17 protein-coding genes are annotated in these 19793 nt (G+C 62.8%); 9 read left to right on the top strand and 8 right to left on the bottom strand.

Annotated elements, in window-relative coordinates; all coding sequences use genetic code 11:
- Positions 1-11: 11 nt before the first annotated feature.
- Entirely contained in the window at positions 12-1379 is a 1368-nt protein-coding gene (locus tag ACIOWL_RS04600) for an FAD-binding oxidoreductase (RefSeq protein WP_400382148.1), read from the top strand.
- Here the strand turns inward: ACIOWL_RS04600 and xdhC are convergent.
- From xdhC to ACIOWL_RS04565, 7 genes are all read right to left on the bottom strand, one after another.
- Positions 1338-2165 (bottom strand): xanthine dehydrogenase accessory protein XdhC, encoded by an 828-nt coding sequence (xdhC, locus tag ACIOWL_RS04595; protein ID WP_400382146.1) that lies wholly within the window; start codon positions 2163-2165, stop codon positions 1338-1340. The genes ACIOWL_RS04600 and xdhC overlap by 42 nt on opposite strands.
- Entirely contained in the window at positions 2155-4503 is a 2349-nt protein-coding gene (xdhB, locus tag ACIOWL_RS04590) for a xanthine dehydrogenase molybdopterin binding subunit (RefSeq protein WP_400382144.1), read from the bottom strand. The genes xdhC and xdhB overlap by 11 nt, the downstream gene beginning before the upstream one ends.
- On the bottom strand, positions 4500-5975 hold the full coding sequence (locus ACIOWL_RS04585) for a xanthine dehydrogenase small subunit (protein ID WP_400382142.1): 1476 nt from the start codon (positions 5973-5975) through the stop codon (positions 4500-4502). Before ACIOWL_RS04585 ends, xdhB begins: the two co-directional genes overlap by 4 nt.
- Positions 5976-6293: 318 nt before the next feature.
- Complete coding sequence (locus ACIOWL_RS04580; protein WP_400382140.1) at positions 6294-8615, bottom strand: FdhF/YdeP family oxidoreductase; 2322 nt, start codon at positions 8613-8615, stop codon at positions 6294-6296.
- Positions 8616-8676: 61 nt separating this feature from the next.
- Positions 8677-9507 carry a formate dehydrogenase accessory sulfurtransferase FdhD gene (fdhD, locus tag ACIOWL_RS04575; protein WP_400382138.1) on the bottom strand — a complete coding sequence of 277 codons (831 nt, stop codon included), beginning with the start codon at positions 9505-9507 and terminating at the stop codon, positions 8677-8679.
- A gap of 175 nt (positions 9508-9682) precedes the next feature.
- Positions 9683-11341, bottom strand: coding sequence for a BCCT family transporter (locus tag ACIOWL_RS04570; RefSeq protein ID WP_400382136.1), 1659 nt, complete (start codon positions 11339-11341; stop codon positions 9683-9685).
- Between the two features lie 35 nt (positions 11342-11376).
- Positions 11377-12345 (bottom strand): flavin reductase, encoded by a 969-nt coding sequence (locus tag ACIOWL_RS04565; RefSeq protein WP_400382135.1) that lies wholly within the window; start codon positions 12343-12345, stop codon positions 11377-11379.
- A 118-nt stretch (positions 12346-12463) separates the two neighbouring features.
- Here ACIOWL_RS04565 and ACIOWL_RS04560 point away from each other — a divergent pair, with 118 nt between their 5' ends.
- From ACIOWL_RS04560 to ACIOWL_RS04525, 8 genes are all read left to right on the top strand, one after another.
- Positions 12464-13156, top strand: coding sequence for a GntR family transcriptional regulator (locus tag ACIOWL_RS04560; protein WP_400382134.1), 693 nt, complete (start codon positions 12464-12466; stop codon positions 13154-13156).
- A 50-nt stretch (positions 13157-13206) separates the two neighbouring features.
- Positions 13207-13875, top strand: a complete 669-nt coding sequence (locus ACIOWL_RS04555) for an amino acid synthesis family protein (RefSeq protein WP_400382133.1) — start codon at positions 13207-13209, stop codon at positions 13873-13875.
- On the top strand, positions 13872-14423 hold the full coding sequence (locus tag ACIOWL_RS04550; protein ID WP_400382131.1) for an amino acid synthesis family protein: 552 nt from the start codon (positions 13872-13874) through the stop codon (positions 14421-14423). The genes ACIOWL_RS04555 and ACIOWL_RS04550 overlap by 4 nt, the downstream gene beginning before the upstream one ends.
- A 38-nt stretch (positions 14424-14461) precedes the next feature.
- Entirely contained in the window at positions 14462-15214 is a 753-nt protein-coding gene (locus tag ACIOWL_RS04545; protein WP_400382129.1) for an alpha/beta fold hydrolase, read from the top strand.
- Positions 15211-16695 carry an aldehyde dehydrogenase gene (locus ACIOWL_RS04540; protein WP_400382127.1) on the top strand — a complete coding sequence of 495 codons (1485 nt, stop codon included), beginning with the start codon at positions 15211-15213 and terminating at the stop codon, positions 16693-16695. Before ACIOWL_RS04545 ends, ACIOWL_RS04540 begins: the two co-directional genes overlap by 4 nt.
- A gap of 14 nt (positions 16696-16709) precedes the next feature.
- Positions 16710-16919, top strand: a complete 210-nt coding sequence (locus ACIOWL_RS04535) for a tautomerase family protein (protein ID WP_400382125.1) — start codon at positions 16710-16712, stop codon at positions 16917-16919.
- 13 nt (positions 16920-16932) lie between these two features.
- Positions 16933-17979, top strand: a complete 1047-nt coding sequence (locus tag ACIOWL_RS04530) for an LLM class flavin-dependent oxidoreductase (protein WP_400382123.1) — start codon at positions 16933-16935, stop codon at positions 17977-17979.
- A gap of 66 nt (positions 17980-18045) precedes the next feature.
- Complete coding sequence (locus tag ACIOWL_RS04525) at positions 18046-18840, top strand: GNAT family N-acetyltransferase (RefSeq protein WP_400382121.1); 795 nt, start codon at positions 18046-18048, stop codon at positions 18838-18840.
- A gap of 4 nt (positions 18841-18844) precedes the next feature.
- Here ACIOWL_RS04525 and ACIOWL_RS04520 read toward each other — a convergent pair whose 3' ends face one another.
- A complete protein-coding gene (locus ACIOWL_RS04520) occupies positions 18845-19615 on the bottom strand; it encodes a VOC family protein (RefSeq protein WP_400382398.1) in 771 nt (256 codons plus the stop codon).
- Positions 19616-19793: the final 178 nt, after the last annotated feature.

The following is a 19793-nucleotide window of genomic DNA, read 5'->3' as shown; positions in this document are numbered from 1 at the left end:
CGAAGGAATTTATGCACACGCAGTCCCCCACCGCCCCACCAACCAGCGAACTTCACCAGATCTTCGGCGCTCGATTCGTGACCGAAGGCCCCGAACTGGACCGTGTGTCCCGCGATGAGTCACGCTACCAACCTCAAGGAATCGCTCTGGGTGCGGTCTTTCCCGAAACCACTGCCGAGGTCTGCGTAGCACTGCGCTGGGCGAACCAGCATGGTGTGCAGGTCTCCGTGCGTGGAACCGGCACCGGATTGAGCGGCGGTGCCCTGGCCTATGATCACGGGTTGGTCCTGTCGCTTGAACGTATGAATCAGATTGTACGAATCGATCCGGTGAACCGATTAGCCGACGTACAAGCAGGGGTCATCAACGCCGACCTCAATCAGGCAGCCAGAGAATTCGGATTGTTTTTCGCCCCGGACCCGGCGAGCGCGACAACCGCCAGCATTGGCGGAAACATCGCCACCAACGCCGGAGGACTGCGTTGCATTAGCCATGGGGTAACCCGAGATTCGGTGGCCGCTCTGGAAGTCGTACTGGCCGATGGCAGCATCTTGCATACCGGTGCCCGGACCCTGAAGAACGTGGTGGGTTTGGACCTGACAAGCTTATTTGTCGGTTCCGAGGGGACCCTTGGAGTGATCACCTCGGCAACACTGCGGCTTCAACCGATCGCGGCCGGAACACCCTATACCTTCCGTGCAAGTTTCGAATCCATCGAAGCAGCAGGGCGTGCGGTTACCGCGATCGTCAACAGCGTTCAGACCCCTGAGGTCCTGGAACTGCTCGATGCCCGCAGCGTGGAGATCATCGAGGCCTACAAACCTTCTTCGCTGCCCGCGGACGGCAACAACCTGCTGATCGGCCAGTTCACCGGCCTGCAGGCCGAAGCAATGGCCCAAGACACTGCGCAGCTGTGTCGTGAGTACGGCGCCGCAGAGGTGGTGATCGCCGAGGGCGACAGCCTGTTGGAAGCGCGCCGGCTGGCCAACCCAGCGCTCAGCGCCCAAGGCCTACGCGTTTCCTGCGATGTGGCGGTCCCGGTCGGTCAATTAGCCGAGGTATTCCGCGGCATCGACAGGATCTCGCAAAACCATGGGCGAACCATTTCGGTAGTTGCGCATGCGGGGGATGGCAATTTGCATCCAACAGTTGAAGCAGAGGACACCGCGCAGGGTTACGCCGCAGCGGAGCTGGTGATCGAAGACATCACCAAGCTAGCGTTGAGCCTCGGTGGCACCATCAGTGGAGAGCACGGCATCGGGTTGGTCAAACGGGATCAGCTGCCGTGGCAGCTGGATGACACTGCGCGACGCACCCACCAGTTGATCAAACACGCGTTAGATCCGAAGCACATCCTCACGGCGAGACGCGGCATCTAACGTCATCCGGGACAGCAGGTCCGCGGCCACACTCAACGCAATGACCGCGGGCTGCTTTCCCAGAATTCCGGGTAAGCCAATGGGGCAGGTAATGCCGGCGATGCTCCCTGGGCTGTGACCGGATTCGGTGAGCATCTTGGTGAATCGTGTGTATTTCGCGGCCGAACCGATCAGTCCCACAAAACCCAATCCATCGCGGCGCAGCGCCGCATCACACAGGTGAAAATCCTCCGCGTGATCATGGGTCATGATCACCACCATTGCCCCGGTGGGCAGCTCGCTCAGGAGCTGTTCGGCCAACACCGCGTGGTGGCACCGGATCTGCGCCACCGGAGAAGATGCCAGCAACGGTTGGAGCTGCGCCAATTGTTCGGGACGCGAATCGGTTAAAACCAGTTCGACGTCGTGCCGCGAGAGGATGTGGGCCAATTCCAGCCCCACATGCCCTATCCCGAAGATCGCAATAACCGGCCGCACCGGCACCGGTTCGAGCAACACCACCGCTTCTCCCCCGCAGCATTGTTTGCCGTAGACCGCCGGCTGCCGGTCATTCAGCCGCAGCGTCAGCTGCTCCGGGGACTGCTCAGCGGTTTCCAGCATGTGCCGAGCGCGGGTGGCCACCAGCATTTCCAGGTTCCCACCGCCCACACTTCCCAGCAGCTCGTCCGCGGTGATCACCATCTTGGCTCCGGCCTCCCGCGGGGTGTGCCCGCGGACCGACACCACGGTAGCCAGCACCGCCGGGATGCGTTGGGCGCGCAGCCGGGCCAGGTCCTCAATCCACATGATGCCCGCCCTCCTGGGCTTGACGGGCTTGGTGCACCGCCCAGAACACCGCTTCCGGGGTGGCCGGCGAGGCCAGCTGGACACTGTGCCCGGCCGGTGCAAAACCTGCCACCGCTTGGCGTAAGGCTTCACGGACACTGAAGGCCAGCATCAGCGGCGGCTCTCCGACCGCCTTGGACCCGTAAACCACGCCGTCCTCCGTGGCGTTGTCGAGGAACTCGACGTTGAACACCGGTGGCATCTCGGAAAAACTCGGCAATTTGTAGGTACTGGCGCTCGCGGTAGCCAGCCGCCCGCGGTTGGGGCCCTGGGTTTCCCACCGCAGGTCCTCCAAGGTGAGCCAGCCGGTGCCTTGGATAAATCCACCCTCAATTTGCCCACGGTCCACTAATGGGGACAGCGAGTCACCCACGTCATGCACGATATCCACCCGGCGCAGCTGGTAAGACCCGTCAAAGCGGCTGATCTGCACCTCGGACACCGCCGCCCCATAGGAGAAGTACTTAAACGGTTCCCCGCGCATGGCATTCAAATCCCAGTGCAAACCCTCGGTGCTGTAAAAACCGGCAGCGGAGAGCTGGATCCGTGCGAAGTATGCCTTGGACACCAAGGTTTTCCAGCTCATGGTTCTCCCCTGAGCCGTCACAACCCCGTCCAGGAAGCTGACCTCTGAATCCTCAACACCTAGTTCCGCGGCGGCCAGCGTCTGAAGCCTGTGGCGAATCTGCTCGCAGGCATTCTTAACGGCTGCGCCGTTGAGGTCGCTTCCCGTGCTCGCTGCGGTGGCCGAGGTATTGGGGACCTTGTCGGTACGGGTCGGAGCCAACCTCACGTAGGAGAGGGGAACCCCCAGCGCGGTGGCCGCGACCTGCAGGATCTTGGTGTGCACCCCCTGTCCCATCTCGGTGCCGCCATGGGTGACCAGCACCGAACCGTCCTTGTAGACCAGCACCAGCGCGCCGGCCTGGTTGAAAGCCGTGAAGTTGAAGGAAATGCCGAATTTCACCGGGGTGATGGCCAACCCGCGTTTGGCATGCGGGTGGGAGGCGTTAAAGACCTCGACCTGTTGCTGGCGTTGCGCAAACTGCGAGGATTCAAGCACCTGCTCCCAGACCCGATGCAGCCGCTCGGCGTGGCGCACCGGCTGGTAGTACGGGGTGTCTTGCCCCGGAACATAAAAGTTCCGCCGGCGCAGTTCATGCGCGCTGACCCCCAGCTTCGGGGCGACCTCACCAAGGATGTTTTCAATGACCAGCATTCCCTGCGGTCCGCCGAATCCGCGAAACGCCGTCTGAGAGGTTTTATGGCATTTAGCCACCCGCCCGCGCACCTGGATGTTCGGAATCCAGTAGGCGTTGTCGATATGGCACATGGCGCGGGTGAGTACAGGCTCGGACAGATCCAGGCTCCACCCGCCGTCGCTGGTCAGCTGCGCGGACAGCGCCGTAATCCGTTGATGCTGGTCGAATCCGATCTGCCAGGAGGCATGGAAGCCATGACGTTTACCGGTCATCGTCAAATCCCGGGCTCGTTCCAGCCGCACCCTCACCGGCCGGCCGGTGAGGCTCGCGCCGAGCGCCGCCACCGCGGCATACCCGTGGGGTTGCATTTCCTTGCCGCCAAAGGCGCCGCCCATGCGCAACACCTGCACCGTGACCCGGTGCGAGTCGATACCCAGCACGTGGGCAACGATGTCCTGGGTTTCGGTGGGGTGTTGGGTTGAGGCGTGCACCATGATCTGCCCGTCCGCCTCGACATAGGCCAGCGAACTCTGGGTTTCCAGATAAAAGTGCTCTTGTCCGGCGAACTCGAATTCTCCTTGGAAGATGTGGGCCGCCGTGGCAAACGCCTGCGTGGTATCCCCCTTGCTGATCACCGGTTGGATGCCGTGAAAACTTTGCGCGGCGATCGCTTCACCGAGCGTGATCAGTGCATCAAGCCGCTCGTAGTCAACCTTCACCGCCGCGGCGCCGGCCTTCGCCGCTTCGAGGTCTTCGCCCAGCACCCACGCGACCGGCTGCCCGTGGAACATCACTTCATCCACCGGGAGCATCGGTTCATCATGTTTGGCGCCTTGGTCATTGACCCCGGGAATCTCAGCGGCGGTGAGCACCAGGTGCACCCCCGGAATTTGTCTGGCGGCCGAGTCATCGATGTTCAGGAGCTTGGCGTGTGCATGCGGGGATTGCACCGGGTACGCGTGCAGCACCCCCAGCAAGCTTCCGGCCAGATCTTCGGTGTACCGGGCCGCACCGGTCACATGCTCAAGCGCCGATTCGTGGATGATTCGCTGACCGACAACCGATCCGGCTGGACGCTGATTCTCTTGGATGCTCATGATCCCGCCCGCCTCTCGGTTTCCTGCTCCGCAAAAAATCGTTCAAGCGCCGAACCCAGCATGGCTCGCCGATAGGCCGCGCTGGCCCGATGATCATCCAGCGGTGTGCCTTCGGTGCTCAGCAACGCACCGGCTTGCTGCATGCTCTGTTCATTCCATTCCAGGCCAAGCAACAGCTGCTCGGTGGCCGTGGCCCGCACCGGGGTGGCCGCCACTCCGCCCACGCCAATGCGCGCCCGCGTGATCCTGCCGGCCTGCACGTCAAAGGCCAAGGCGACGGCCACACTGGAAATGTCGTCAAAACGGCGTTTGGCAATTTTCTGGAACGACACCCGCGCGGCCAACGGCATGGGAATCCGAATGGCCGAGATCAATTCATCCGGCTGGCGCACACTCTGGCGGTAGCCGGTGAAGTAGTTTTCCAGCGGCACCACCCGCTCACCTGAGACGGACACCAGCACCACCTGCGCGTCCAACGCCAGCAGCACCGGAGGCGAATCGCCAATGGGGGAACCTGTGCCCAGGTTTCCTCCGAGGGTCGCCGAATTGCGGATCAGCCGGGAAGCGAAGTTCGGCCACAGCAGATCCAGCAGCGGAACACGCCCAGCCAGGGCGCGCTCAAGCTCGCTCAGGGTGCAGGCGGCACCCAGTTCAAGATAGTTTTCGTTTTGCACCACCCGGCGCAACTGCGCCAAACGGTCGATGGCCAGCACCGAGTTCGCCCGAGCGGACTTGAGGTTGACCTCGATGCCCCAATCGGTGGCCCCGGCGATCACCTTGGTATCCGGTTCCTCGCTCAGGATCTGCAGCGCTTGGCTCAGGGTCTCGGGGCGGCGAAATCGACCCACGGCTCCCGCCGGGGTGTCCGCACCCCAGTAATCGGTGGGCGCAGGGCGCGTGGCGGGAACCTGGGTGAGGTGGTCCTCGGGTTCCGGCATACCCAGCTCGAAGGCCGCATCCTTGATGGGCCGATATCCGGTGCACCGGCACAGGTTGCCGGACAAGGCGTGCAGGTCGAATCCGTTGGGTCCCCCGGTGTGCGGGCCGGGCGCTTCGGCAACCTGCTGTTCGGCACGTTCGGGCCGGTAGAATTCAGCGGCCATGGCGCAGACAAATCCCGGGGTGCAGTAGCCGCACTGCGAACCACCGTGCTCTGCCAGCTGGTGTTGCACCGGGTGCGGTTCGGAAACGGTGCCCAAGCCCTCGGCGGTCAGCACGTGCTGCCCCTCCAAGGCCGCGGCCGGAATCAGGCAGGCGTTCACCGCACTCCAGCGTGAGCGCTCGCCGTCGGTGCGCGCCAGCAGAATCGCGCAGGCCCCGCATTCGCCTTCCGCGCAGCCTTCCTTGCAGGATGTCAGTCCGAGTCCGCGCAGGAAATCCAGGGCGTTGGTATGCGGGGGTCCGGCGAATTGTTGTGCTTTGTGGTTGACGGTGACGGTGCACCGCGGCGGCGTGGCAGATTCGGGAGCCATAGCGCCTCACCTCCTACGCCGTGGATCGGCGCATAGCGAATGGGCATGAATGAGCGGAGTTTGTCGTCTCGAGAACAAGTCAGCCGAAGCCGGGTTGCGAGCCGCGACGGGAAAACCTAGTTCCCGTGGGCAATCAACCCTTTCCCCCACGCGCCGGACCCACCCATGTTCTGCCTCCCACTGGACATCACAGTGAACATCATTTGGATCTTGAACATACCACACCCAGTGTGTCGCAAGTCACGGTCGCCTGAAAGCAAAAAACGGCCCGCAGATGGGATTGGCAAGAATTCCATCCGCGGGCCGCCTTCGCTCAGGCTAGCTGTCCAGGGTCGGGCCCGGGTTCTCGGTGTGCTCCACAAACCGCACCATCATGGCCTTGAAACCAGGGGTGTTCGACTCGCGAGCCACTAAGTCTCGGTGCACCAGCGCGTTGGCTTCCGGATAGTAGGCGGCCACGCAACCCTTGGCGGTGGGGTAGGAGACCAGCCGGAACCGGTTGGCACGGCGCTCGGTGCCGCGGAAGGTTGAAATCACGTCCACCAGGTCGCGATCCTTGAACCCGGATTCTTCCAGATCCTCTGGATGGATCAGGATGACCCGGCGCCCGTTCTTGATGCCGCGGTAGCGGTCATCCAGCCCGTAGAACGTGGTGTTGTACTGGTCGTGCGAACGCATGGTCTGCAGGATCAGGTGGCCCTCGGGAGCCTCAAGCGCCTCGAACTCGGAGACCGTGAAACGGCCCTTGCCGATGTCCGTGGCGAAGGAGCGGGTATCGCGCGGCGGGTTGGGAAGCACAAAACCGTTCTTCTCCCGCACCCGGCGGTTGAAGTCCTCAAAACCTGGCAGCACTCGGGAAATGTGGTCGCGGACCACGTCGTAGTCCTCGGCCATGGCTCGCCAATCCACCGGGTGGTCATCCCCGAGGATCGCCTGGGCCATACGCGCCACGATGACCGGTTCGGAGAGCAGGTGCTCGGAGACCGGGGTCAGCCGCCCCTGGGTCGAGTGGATCACGGACATGGAGTCCTCCACCGAAAGGAACTGCGCCCCGCCGGGGTGCTTGTCGTCCTTGTCGGTGCGCCCCAGCGTCGGCAGGATCAGCGAGGTCTGCCCGTGGACAACGTGTGAACGGTTTGGTTTGGTGGAGATGTGCACGGTCAGCTTGGCGCGCTGCATGCCGGCTTCCAAGGACTCGGTATCCGAATTGGCCAACGCGAAGTTTCCACCCATGGAAACAAAAACGTCGATCTCATCCTTTTCAAACGCGTGCAGCGCTTCGGTTGAATCAAAACCGTGTTCGCGCGGCGAGTGAATCCCGAACTCTGCGTCGATATCCGCCAGCAGTTTTTCGGTCGGCTTCTCCCAGATCCCCATGGTGCGGTCGCCCTGCACGTTGGAGTGCCCGCGCACCGGGCAGGCCCCGGCACCGGGTTTGCCGAAGTTGCCCTGCAGCAGCAGCAGGTTGATGACTTCCTTCAGCGTCGGCACCGAGTGCGGCTGCTGGGTCAGGCCCAGCGCCCAGCAGATGATGGTGGCCTTGGACTTGGCCAGCAGGCGGGCAACCTCCGTGATCTGCTCGCGGGTCAGGCCGGTTGCCTGTTCGGTGGCATCCCAGTCCAGGGTGGCGCGGGCCTTTTTGTAGTCCTCGAAGCCGTCGGTGACCTCCGCGATGAACTCGTGGTCCACCACGGAGCCCGGGTTCTCCGCCTCGAACTGCAGCAGCAGGTGGCCGAAGGCCTGGAACAGGGCCAGGTCTCCGCCGACCTTGATCTGCAGGAAATCGGTGCAAATCGGGTCGGCCTTGCCCAGCATGCCCTTGAGCGATTGCGGATCCTTCAGGCCGAAGAATCCGGCTTCCGGCAGCGGGTTGATGGCCACAATCCGCGCCCCGCCCTTGCGTGCCTCGGCCAGGGCAGAGAGCATGCGCGGGTGGTTGGTGCCCGGGTTCTGGCCGATCACGAAGATCGCTTCGGCGTGGTCGAAGTCTTCCAGGGAGACGGTTCCCTTGCCGATGCCGATGGTCGGGTTCAGTGCCGTGCCCGAGGATTCGTGGCACATATTCGAGCAGTCCGGCAGGTTGTTGGTGCCCAGCGAGCGAGCCAGCAGCTGGTACATGAACGCGGTTTCGTTCGCGGTACGTCCCGAGGTGTAGAACACGCAACGCTCCGGGGTGGTGGCGTTGACGTGTTCGGCGATCGTGGCGAAGGCCTCTGGCCAGCTGATTGGCCGGTAGTGGGTCTCCCCCGCGTGGATGATCATCGGGTTGGTGATGCGCCCCTGGGAACCGAGCCAGTACTCGGTTTTGTCGCGCAGTACGGACAGCGGGTGCTGGGCGAACCACTCGGGGGTGACGGTGCGGGCGCTGGCCTCTTCGGCCACCGCCTTGGCGCCGTTTTCGCAGAACTCTGCCGGTTTGCGCGCCCCGGTGATCGATTCCGGCCAGGCGCAGCCCGGGCAGTCGAATCCGCCGCGCTGATTGATGCGCAGCATGGAGCGCAGGGTGCGCGAAGGTCCGGCTTCGGAGAAACCGCGTTCCATGGAGACCATTACGGCCTTCAAACCGGCGGCCGCGTGAGCGGGCTCGGTGACCTTCAGATCATCCTCGTTGATGTCTTCTGTGGGTGCCGGGCGATGCATGTCATTCCTCCATCTGAGATCCTGCCAAGTGCGTTGTGGCCTCAGCCACACGTTTACTACGCTACGCGTTCACAACACGATGTGCATGTGTATATAGGTTCACGCTTTGACCGCGTGAAAAAGCCGCAAGGGTTAATCCGGTGTCCTGCGCCAGGTCTACCGCAAGGGATGAGGGGGCGCTGACCGCGGTGAGCACCGGGATCCCCGCCATGGCCGCCTTCTGGACCAATTCAAAGGAAGCACGCCCGGAAACCTGCAGCACGGTATCCGACAACGGCATTTTCCCCTCGCGCAGGGCCGCACCGATCACCTTGTCCACCGCGTTGTGGCGGCCCACGTCTTCACGCAGGATCAACAGCTCGCCAGCGGTGGAGAACAGTCCCGCCGCGTGCACCCCGCCGGTTTGCGAGAACAGTTTCTGGGATTCACGCAAGATCTCAGGCATCGACAGCAGCACGGGCAGCTCAACCTGCCCGGCATCCGGTTCCAGGGTGAAAAATGACTTTTTCCGGACTTCGTCGATGGAGTTCGTCCCGCAGATGCCGCAGGCCGAACTGGTGACCACGTTGCGCGCGGTGCTCAGATCCGGCGGGACGGCGCCAAAACCCAGCTGGACTTCGATGACGTTGTAGGTCTGGTTGCCGTCCTCGTCGGTGCCCAGGCAGTAGCGCATGGCCACCAGGTGTTCGGGGCGGCACAGGATGCCTTCGGCCAGCAGGAAGCCGGCGACCAAATCGAAGTCGTCGCCGGGGGTGCGCATGGAGGTGGTGAAGGACTGGTGACCGAAGCGGATTTCTAGCGGTTCTTCCCCGGCGAGCTTTTCCTCGCGCGGGCGCCGGGTTCCATCCAGCGTCGCGCGGATAACGCGGCGGCGCACGATCTTGCGTCCCATGCTCACCTTTCTCAACTGATGCTGGTGCCGTGTCGCAGGTTACATTACCGTGCGACCAACTTAGTATGTCACTGATATATCAGATAAGTAAAGCCTTAACCGACCTCGGACGGTCCAACTCAGCACCGGAGAATTCCGATACTGCGTGTGACCGTCCGCGGTGGGCCGTGGCGCCCTACTTCACCTTTTCCATGGAGCGCCCGCCGTCGGATGCCTTCAGCGCAATGCTCGGCAGCCTAGGGTCGGTGCGCAATTCCTTCATCAGCGACATTCCCAGCAGCACCACGATCACGGTGAATGGCACCGCGGAGAGGATGGCCGCTTGCTGCAGGGCCTGCAACCCGCCGACCAGAAGCAGGGCAATGGCGCACAGCCCGGTGAGCAATCCCCAGACCAGCAGCAACGGGCGTTTGGGGTACATATTTCCGCCGGAGGTCAGCGTCCCCAGCACGTAGGTGTTCGAGTCGGCTCCGGTAATGAAAAACAGCACCACCATGATGATCGTGAAGGCCGAGGTAATCACCGGGAACGGAAGCTCGGCCAGCAGTGCGAAGAAGGTTGAGTTGGTATCCGAGAGTGTTGCCTCGCCGATTCCCGTATCCAGGTTCATCTGCTGGTAGATCGCGGTGCCGCCGAAGATGCTGAACCAGATGGTGAAGACCAGGGTCGGGACACCCATGACCGCGATGACAAATTCCCGGATGGTGCGGCCCTTGGAAATACGCGCCAGGAAGATCCCCACGAATGCGCCCCAGGACAGCCACCACGCCATCATGAAGTAGGTCCACCACTGCATCCACTGCAGGTCTTCGGCGCTGGAGGGTGTCAGCAGCGCGACGGTGGGGAATTCGCCCAGGAACTGCCCCATGGAGCGGAAGTAGATATTGGTGATGAATCCGGTGGGACCGGAGATCAGCACAAAAATTCCAATGACCGTGGCACCCAGCATGGTGCCCTGGCTCAACCACTTGATTCCCTTACCCACGCCGGACAAGGCCGAGAGGGTGAAAATAACGGTCACCCCGGCAATGATGATCACCTGGACTCCCACATCGGTGGGCAGCCCGAACAGCCGGTTCATGCCCTCGGCAATCTGCGAGGCGCCCAATCCCAGCGAGGTGGTAGTGCCAAAAAGTGTGGCCAAAACGGTGAATACATCAATGATCTTGCCTAGCCAGCCATCCACGGACTTGCCCAGGATCGGGCGCAGCATGACCGAAACCAGCCCGGAGTTGCCGCGGCGATGGGTCGAGTAGGCGATGGCCAGGCCGAACACCCCGAACAGGGCCCAGGCGTTGGGGCCCCAGTCGAAATAGGAGAATTGCAGCGCGGTGACCGCCGCGTCGATGGTTTCGGCTTCGGCTCGGCCGTGCGGGGGCGCCATGAAGTGCGACATCGGCTCGGCAGCTCCATAGCTGATCAGCCCCATGCCCATCACCGCGCCGAGGATCATCGCCAACCACGCCCAGGTTGAGAACTCGGGGCGGTCCCCGTCCTTGCCCAGCCTGATTCCGGCGTAACGAGAAAATGCCAGGAATACCAGCAACGCAATGCAGCCCAGCGTGACAACCAGGTATCCCCACCCGATGTTCTTGGCCGACCAGGTTGAGGCCGCGGTCATCAGCTCGCCCATTTGCTCGGGCGCCAGGGTTGCCCACAAAACAAACGCGACGACCAAAACCAAAGAGATGAACAGGACGCTGCCCGGCCCGGAGACCTTGTGATACACCTTCTTGGCTTCTGCGGCGTTCGAGGCCCGGCGCAGCTCGCCACCGGTTAACGTGGACCCGCCGGCGGGCCCTTCAAACTCTTGTTCTGTGGAATTGGAATTCACGTTCGTCACGCTTCCTGTCAGGGTGAGTTTGGCTCTTAATCGAGCTCTGGGAGTTCAGCGCTGTCGAAGAATCGACCGGCCTTGTAGATCATGGGCTGCAGCTCCGCGACCTCGGAGTGCTTCACCTTCGCGATGAACACCGTGTGGGTTTTAGCCTGGAAACGTTCCTTGATTTCCGCCTCAATCGAGGCGGCGGACCCGTCGATCAACGGGCTTCCGCCCGGCCCCTCATGCCATTGCAAACCGGCGAACTTGTCATCGCCCTTCGAGGCGAAAACACCGATCGTCGAGCGCTGTTCATTGCTCATGATGTTGATCCCCAGGTGGGTGGATTTGAACAGCGAGGAGTAGGTGCTGGTGGTTTTCTGCACGCAGACCAGCACCAGCGGTGGTTCCAGGGAAACCGAGACGTAGGAGTTGGCCGCCAAACCGCGCGGTTTTCCCTCTTGGTCAATCGTGGTCACCACGGTCACTCCGGTGATGAACTGGCGGTTGAAACCCTTGAGCTCCTCGCGCCCGGGAATCCCGGACAGGTCATCGATGACCAGACCCTCGGGGGCCGGTTCAAAGGCCGACTTCAGCGATGGCACCCCGACGTCCTTGAGCAGTTCGCTCTGGTCCCAGGTGACCTGCTCGGAATAGATCTTGCCATCACGCAGCACCGCGAGGTTTGAACCGCGGGTTTCAACACTGTTGCCGGTAGCTGGAACTCCCGAGAGGTCGTTGGTGAAGGTGCCTTTGGTCCGCCAGAAGATCGCCACGCTTCCGGCTTCTTCATCTACCAACACGCTGTCCACGTTGGTGCTCAGGTCGGGGAAGGCCTGTCGGATTTCCAGGATTTCGGCCTTGAGCTGGGCGGCGGTGAGCACCTTGTCCGAGGCGGCCCGTTCGCGTGTGAACTCCGGGTGCAGGATGGTGTCTAACGCGTCAACTTCGCCACGGTCCCAGGCAGCTTCCCAGGCGGCGACGATGGATTCTTTGAGAGAAAGATTAAGTTGTTGCATGCATGAAATGCTAGCACTGCCTGTGATCCAGTCAACAGGTTTCGGCAAAAAAGCCTAAACTTCCTGAAGTTCTCAAAAATCTCTTGCATACAACAGATGGCAGGGTTAGAGTTCTTGTATGCAAGAGACAACGCAAGCCTCCCTCAAGGTCGAGGACATGGTCACCGAGCCGCCACTGCTGAACCGGTTGCGCAAAATGATCGTCACCGGCGCCGTCCAGCCCGGAGACCTCCTGGCCGAGACCGCACTGGCCCAAGACTTCGAGGTCAGCCGCACCCCGATCCGCGAAGCCCTCAAACAGCTAGAGCGTGAAGGCCTCGTGGAGGTTCGCGCCCGGGTGGGCACCTTCGTTCGGAAACCAACCCAGCGCGAAATCCATGAAATGTTCCAGCTCAAGGAATCCTTCGAAGGACTCGCCGCAGGCTTGCTCGCCAAACGCGGCGAAGTTCCCGAGCTGCAGGCCCTGCGCCAGAACGTGGCCACGGCCGCCGAGGCGGTGAAAACGCAAGACGCCAACGCCTACTCGCAGCTGGTGCACGAATTCCACAGCATCATCGTGGCCGGGGCCGACAACCACAAGCTCGCGGAGCACTACGACCTGTTGATGAACCAGCTGGCGTACCACCGCATCGTCTCCCAGACACTGAGCCTTCCGGGCCGCCTGGAGAGCTCCGCGACCGAGCACCAATCGATCGTTGACGCAATCAGCTCCCGCGACCCGCTGGTCGCCGAGTTGGCCATGCGCCGACATGTCACCGCCTCCAGCCAGTCCGCGGCCCTGGCCGCCTTCAAGGAAAACTACGAGAGCTAATCCCGTGGGGCGGCCCGCCGACTTCTTCCCCTTAGCCAGAAAGACAGCAGATGACTACCCCGTTTACCACCAAGCGTGAGACCGCGGATTTGAGAACCCGCTCAACGCTCACGCACTACGCGGACATCGCCGCGGCCCTGGGCCTGCGCAAACTGAATGTCACCGTTGAAGAAGTCCCGCATGCGAGCCTCGGATCCATCCGCCGGGCCACCGCCAGCGCGGTCATCGCCAACCCCTGGCTGGGCACCGGCACCGATCACGACCTGGCCGAGCGCACCGAAGCCCTGGCACCGCTGCTGGCAAAACTCCTCTCCGACCGGTTGCTGGACGCCCTGGGCGGAGCCGAACAGGTCCAGGCCTTCGGCAAGGCCGCCCTGGTGGGCACCGACGGGGAGCTGGAACATGCCGGTGCACTGATCCACACCCCGTACTTCGGCAACCTGCTGCGTGAAGCGCTTGAAGGCACCTCGATCATCTGCTTCGCGGACGGGCGCGGGGTTCCCGGCGAGGTGCTGCGCATTCCGATGTGGCACAAGAGCGAGCCGGCCACCCGCAGCCACTACCAAAGCATTGAACTATGCCTTCCCGATGCACCGCACGCCACGGAAATCGCTGTCATCGCGGCGGCTTCCGGCGGCCCGCGCCCCCACGCGCGGATCGGGGATCGCAAAACCGACCAACCAGTTACCACCGAAATCCTGAAGGACATCACGTTATGAGTTACCGCAAACTGCTGACCATCATCGAAGAAACCGCCTTCGAAGGCGGGCGAAAGGTCGACCCCATCCACAAGGTGGCAATCGTCGCCGCCGTCATCCCCAACCCCTGGGCGGGCCAGGGATTTGTTGAGGATCTGAACCCGGGCATCGATGCGGTGGCATCAGAGATTGGCGCCCTGCTGGCGCCGCGCGTGATCGAAGCCCTCGGCGCACCGCTGGAGGCCTACGGCAAGGCGGCCATCGTGGGGCTGGACGGGGAAATCGAGCACGGCTCCGCGCTGATCCACACCCTGAAATTCGGCAACCACTTCCGCGACGCGGCCCGGGCCACCACCTTGCTGCCGGCCGTGGAAAAACGTGGACCGGCCGGGGTGCAGTTCGACATCCCGCTCAAGCACTTCACCGATGCCACCATCCGCTCGCACCACCAGAGTGTTGAGGTCAAGATCGCCGATGCCCCGCATCCCGGGGAGATCCTGATTGCGCTGGCCGGCGCCACCAGCGGCCGCCCGCAGCAGCGCCTGGCCCCGCTGTCCACCGAGCAGTAGACACCCAGGGCAGCACACCGATCATAAGGGGAGGTACGTTGAGCGAAAATCCGAAAACACCGGTGATCTTGCTGCACGGGGTGGGTTTGGACCACACCATGTGGCAACCGTTGCAGGAGCTGTTGGGCCGGTCGAGCACCGCGCTGGACCTGCCGGGGCACGGCGCGCAACCGCCGCTGCGCACCGAGCAGAGCCTTGCAAGCCTGGCCGAAGATGTGGCCGCGCGAATTCCCACCGGGCAGCCGGTGCACCTGGTCGGATTCTCGCTCGGCGCCCTGATCGCCCAGCACCTGGCCCGCCATCTGCCGTCCCGGGTGGCGACCCTGACCTCGGTGAACTCGGTGTGCCAACGCACCGACGCGGAGGCCGACGCGGTGGAACAGCGCCTGGCCACCGCGGGCACCGATTTCGATGCAGGTATCCAGCGCGCACTGGAACGCTGGTACCCGGCCGGGGTCAGCACCGTCCCGGCCGCCGTCATCCAGGCCACCGGTGAGGTATTGCGCGCCAACGACCTGGAATCCTACCTGCACGCCTACACCGTGTTCGCCCGCGGCGACCGGCAGATCGGCGGCGAACTGGCCCGCATCACCGCCCCGTCCTTGGCCATCACCGGGGAACTGGATCCGGGGTCGACCCCGGACATGTCCCGCCGGCTGGGTCGGGCCATCCCGAACTGCACGGTGCGGATCATCCCCGGGGCCAGGCACATGCTGCCGGTAGAAAACGCCGCGGCGCTGGCCGCGGAACTGACCACATTTTTCAGCCTTTACGAAGGGAACGCCTCATGAGCCAGAGCTATCAGCACTTCATTAACGGGCACTATCAAGCCCCCAGTGAAGACCGCTACTTCGCCAGCACCAACCCCGCCACCCTGGAAGAGCTCTACCACGCGGCCCGCGGAAACGCCCAGGACATCGACGATGCGGTTAATGCGGCGCACCGGGCCTTCACCTCGCGCCCCTGGCAGTCGCTGAGCGCCACCGCGCGCGGGCATCTGCTGCGCCGGCTCGGCGACTTGGTCGGTGAGAACGCGGAACGCCTGGCCCTGTACGAATCCCTGGACAACGGCAAGCTGTTGCGCGAAATGCGCGGGCAGATGAGCACGCTGCCCGAGTACTTCTACTACTATGCAGGGCTGGCGGACAAGGTCCAGGGCTCCCAGGTTCCCACCATGAACCCGGCGATCCTGAACTACACCCAGCGCGAGGCGCTGGGGGTGGTGGGTGCCATCACCCCGTGGAACTCGCCGCTGACGCTGACCACCTCCAAGATCGCCCCGGCACTGGCCGCCGGCAACACGGTAGTGATCAAACCCAGCGAATACACCTCCCGCACGGTGCTTTTGCTCGCCGAACTGGCCACCGAGGCCGGGTTCCCGCCCGGGGTGATCAATGTGGTCACCGGTTTCGGCGCGGAGGCCGGGGCCGCCCTGGTGGCGCACCCGCTGCTGGCCAAGATCTCATTCACCGGTTCCACCGCGACGGGTTCGAGCATCGCCGCGCAGGCGGCCAGCCGGTTCATCGGCTGCACCCTGGAGCTGGGAGGCAAGAGCCCGAACATCGTCTTCGAGGATGCAAATGTCTCCAACGCCGCCATGGGTGTGGTGGCCGGGATCTACGCCGCCGCGGGGCAGACGTGTATTGCCGGCAGCCGCGTGTTCGCCCACAAGTCCGTCTACGACGAACTGCTTGAAAAGGTCACCGAACGGGCCCGCTCGATCATCATCGGCGACCCGCTTGAGGACAGCACCGAACTGGGCCCGCTGGCCTTTGCCGGCCAGCTGGAAAAGGTCAGCTCCTACGTGGAACTCGGTGCCCAAGAGGGCGCGAGGGTGCTGGCCGGGGGCGGGCGCCCCGAAGGGCTCGAGCTGCCCGGCTACTTCTTCTCCCCGACGGTGCTCACCGACGTCAACAATGACATGCGGGTGGTCCGCGAGGAGATCTTCGGACCGGTCGCCGCGATCATGCCCTTTGAGCATGAGGACGAGCTGCTGGCCCTGGCCAACGACACCCAATACGGGTTGGCCGCCGGCGTGTGGACCCAGAATCTGGCCCGCGCCCACCGCATGGCCCGGAAACTGGAGGCCGGAACCATCTGGGTGAACACCTACCGCGCCATGTCCCCCATGTCTCCGCGCCAGGGATTCAAGTCCTCCGGTGTGGGGATCGAACACGGGTTGGAATCCATGAACGAATACACCCGGCTCAAGAGCGTCTGGATCAACACCGATGAATCCCCGGTGGCCGATCCGTTTGTGATGCGGGCCTAGGAGGAGGAAAAACCATGCCACTGATCGATGTCTCCATCGCCCGCGGGCGCAGCCCCCAGCAGCTGCGCAACCTCATGCGGGCCCTGCACCAGGCCGCGGTGGACACCGTGGATGCCGCCGACGAAAACATCACCGTAATCATTCGAGAAGTTGAGCACGAACACTGGTCGCGGACCAACATCACCATTGCCGAACGCGCGTCGCAGCCAACCGACGCCGCCTGAAAGGAAACCAACCGTGCGTTTTTCCCTGTTCATCCATATGGAACGTTATGACCAGTCAGTAAGCCACGAGGAGCACTTTGCGAACCTGGTTGAGCTCACCCAGCTAGCCGAGGCCGGCGGTTTCGGCACGGTATGGATCGGTGAACACCACTCCATGGAGTACACCGTCTCCCCCAACCCCATCCCGCAGCTGGCCTACCTGGCGGCGAAAACCTCCACCATCCGGCTGGGTGCCGGCACCGTGATTGCACCGTTCTGGAACCCCATCCGCGCCGCCGGCGAGTTGGCGCTGCTGGATGTCATCAGCAACGGCCGCGCCGAGCTGGGTGTGGCCCGCGGCGCCTACCAGTTCGAGTTCGACCGGATGACCCCGGGAATGTCCGCGGCCGAGGGCGGGGCCTCCATGCAGGAGCTGATCCCCGCGGTGCAGAAGCTCTGGGCCGGAGACTACGCCCACGACGGCGAGGTTTGGCAGTTCCCCACCTCGACCTCGGTGCCTAAACCGGTGCAGCGCAACCTGCCGGTCTGGGTCGCTGCCCGCAGCCCGGAATCCCACGACTACGCGGTGGCCAACGGCTGCCACGTGATGGTCACCCCGCTGATGAAGGGCGACGAGGAGGTCCAGTCGTTGGTTGAGAAGTATGAGACCGCCATCGCCAACCACCCGGAGGTCGCCGAACGCCCCGACATCATGGTGCTGCGCCACACCTACGTGCATTCGGAGGCGGAACCCGAAGGTTGGCGGGTGGGAGCCGAAGGCATCAACAAGTTCTACCGGACCTTTGATGCGTGGTTCGGCAACAAAACCACCCCGGTTGACGGGTTCTTGGAGCCGAGCCCCGAGGAGAAATTCGAGGGGCGAGAAGAGTTCACCGTCGAGTCCCTGCACCGCACCGCCATGATCGGCACTCCCGCCGAGGTGATTGAGCGCCTGCGTGGTTATGAGCAGCTCGGGGTGAGCGAATACAGCTTCTGGAGCGATAATTCGCTCAGCCATGAAGAGAAAAAACGTTCGCTGCAGCTGTTTATCGACGAGGTTGTCCCGGCCTTCGCGAAGTAGTTTGACCATGGCCGCTCGGGCCTGCGCCTTGACCCCGCAGGCTTGAGCGGCCATAAACTTTTAACCATGGAAAAGAGCGCCGCGCACTATCTTCAGATCTATGATGCCCAACTGCGCACCGACGCCGAAACCCAGGGCTCGGAAAAGGTGCAGCGGCTCGGCCCGCTCTACCTTGCAACTTTTGCCCAAGGTCAAGGCTTTATCACCTATCCACACATCACCGGCACCGAACCGGTGCCGCTGTGTGATTTGGTAGCTCCGGCTTTGGCCCATTTTGCCGCACAACCTCAGATCAGCAGCGTTGAGTTCAAAACGCGTGGCCATGACAACACCCCCGGGCTGGAACAAGAACTGCACACCCACGGGTTTATCGCCCAAGATGCAGAAGCCGTGATGATTGGCCCGCTTCAGGAACTGGCTGCAGTTCAAAAGATCCCGGCCGGAGTCACCCTGCGCAGCATCACAACCCGTGCGGATATCCAGGCCATGTGCCGCATGAGCGATCAGGCTTTCGGAGAGCGCTTTGATTCACATGCCGCCGAAGAATTGTGCGACCGCTTGGAACACACCGACGGGATGGAAATCTGGGTTGCCGAAGATGATCATCAGATGGTTGGCGCCGGCAGGCTGGAGCCGGTCGCCGGCAGTGATTTCGCCGGCATGTGGGGCGGTTCGGTACTGCCCGAATACCGTGGCCGCGGCATTTACCGGGCGCTGACCGCGGCCCGGGCGCGCAGTGCGCTGGCCCGTGGGCTGCGTTATGCGCACAGCGACTCGACAAAGTATTCCCAGCCGATTTTGGAGCGCAGCGGAATGCTCGCGGTCACCACCACAACCCCGTATCTATGGACCCGTCCCTGATCAATTAGCCCGGGATGGTTTGAATGATGGAAAACTGAGCGCCGGTCGGATCGGTGAGCACCGCCATACGTCCGAACCTGAGGTCCTGCGCGCCTTGGACCACCTTGGCGCCCAGTTTTTCGGCGAGCGCCAGGGTTTGATCTGTGTCTGTCACCGCGAAGTAGGTCCGCCACCCGGGATGCGGGTCAGGTAAACCGGAAATGTCGTAGATCCCGGATTTCGCATCCCGTCCCTGCCCATAACTTTGATACCGGAATTCGTCCGTATCGGAAAGGTTGAGCAGATCCCATTCAAGGGCGTCCCGATAGAAGTGAGTGACCTTCTCAAACCCGGTGGTGTGCAATTCATTCCACACCCGGGTTCCGTGGCGCCCGGAAGCGGTGGTCAGCGCCCGGGTAATAGATGACTGCCACAACCCCACCCCCACCCCGGTCGGATCCCCGATCATGGCGATGGTTCCCTCACCCTCGATATCCACTGGCGGAAGAAATACATATCCCCCATACATCTCAGCTGAATAGCTGGCGGCGTGGGCGTCGGTGACGTTGAGATAGGTAATCCAGGTGTCGCCGTAGGCGGACTGGGGATCGTTTCTCAAAAACCCTGCCACAAGTTCGTCGCCTAAATACATTTCCAACGGATCAGCATCATCCGGCTGGACACCGCGAGTTGTCCAGCCGAATAATTCCCCGTAAAACTCGATACTTCGACCGATATCACCGGTCAACAAATCCACCCGGCACGGTTCCGCGCCGGGCTGCCCAAGCTCCTGCATCACTGCCCCATTTCATACATGATCCAGTTTCTAGGGCTGAGTCTAGGCTTCGAAGCGGCTAGCGGCAACGGTTTGACTAGCAGAATCAGAACTAATGATACTGAGCTTCAAATTCAGGGCCCAAGTTCCACTATGCTAGGTTGTGACACGGCACACACTGTTGTTTTCAAACTGATTC

The sequence above is a fragment of the Glutamicibacter sp. NPDC087344 genome (assembly GCF_044744225.1).
Taxonomy (GTDB): domain Bacteria; phylum Actinomycetota; class Actinomycetes; order Actinomycetales; family Micrococcaceae; genus Glutamicibacter.
Note: the sequence above shows the minus strand (reverse complement) of the source record. Positions and strands in the feature narration are given on the sequence as shown.

Coding starts and splice junctions, on each gene's coding strand:
- ACIOWL_RS04600 (WP_400382148.1), top strand. CDS start 12: ATGCACACGCAGTCCCCCACCGCCCCACCAACCAGCGAACTTCACCAG.
- xdhC (WP_400382146.1), bottom strand. CDS start 2,165: ATGTGGATTGAGGACCTGGCCCGGCTGCGCGCCCAACGCATCCCGGCG.
- xdhB (WP_400382144.1), bottom strand. CDS start 4,503: ATGAGCATCCAAGAGAATCAGCGTCCAGCCGGATCGGTTGTCGGTCAG.
- ACIOWL_RS04585 (WP_400382142.1), bottom strand. CDS start 5,975: ATGGCTCCCGAATCTGCCACGCCGCCGCGGTGCACCGTCACCGTCAAC.
- ACIOWL_RS04580 (WP_400382140.1), bottom strand. CDS start 8,615: ATGCATCGCCCGGCACCCACAGAAGACATCAACGAGGATGATCTGAAG.
- fdhD (WP_400382138.1), bottom strand. CDS start 9,507: ATGGGACGCAAGATCGTGCGCCGCCGCGTTATCCGCGCGACGCTGGAT.
- ACIOWL_RS04565 (WP_400382135.1), bottom strand. CDS start 12,345: ATGCAACAACTTAATCTTTCTCTCAAAGAATCCATCGTCGCCGCCTGG.
- ACIOWL_RS04560 (WP_400382134.1), top strand. CDS start 12,464: ATGCAAGAGACAACGCAAGCCTCCCTCAAGGTCGAGGACATGGTCACC.
- ACIOWL_RS04555 (WP_400382133.1), top strand. CDS start 13,207: ATGACTACCCCGTTTACCACCAAGCGTGAGACCGCGGATTTGAGAACC.
- ACIOWL_RS04550 (WP_400382131.1), top strand. CDS start 13,872: ATGAGTTACCGCAAACTGCTGACCATCATCGAAGAAACCGCCTTCGAA.
- ACIOWL_RS04540 (WP_400382127.1), top strand. CDS start 15,211: ATGAGCCAGAGCTATCAGCACTTCATTAACGGGCACTATCAAGCCCCC.
- ACIOWL_RS04535 (WP_400382125.1), top strand. CDS start 16,710: ATGCCACTGATCGATGTCTCCATCGCCCGCGGGCGCAGCCCCCAGCAG.
- ACIOWL_RS04525 (WP_400382121.1), top strand. CDS start 18,046: ATGGAAAAGAGCGCCGCGCACTATCTTCAGATCTATGATGCCCAACTG.
- ACIOWL_RS04520 (WP_400382398.1), bottom strand. CDS start 19,615: ATGCAGGAGCTTGGGCAGCCCGGCGCGGAACCGTGCCGGGTGGATTTG.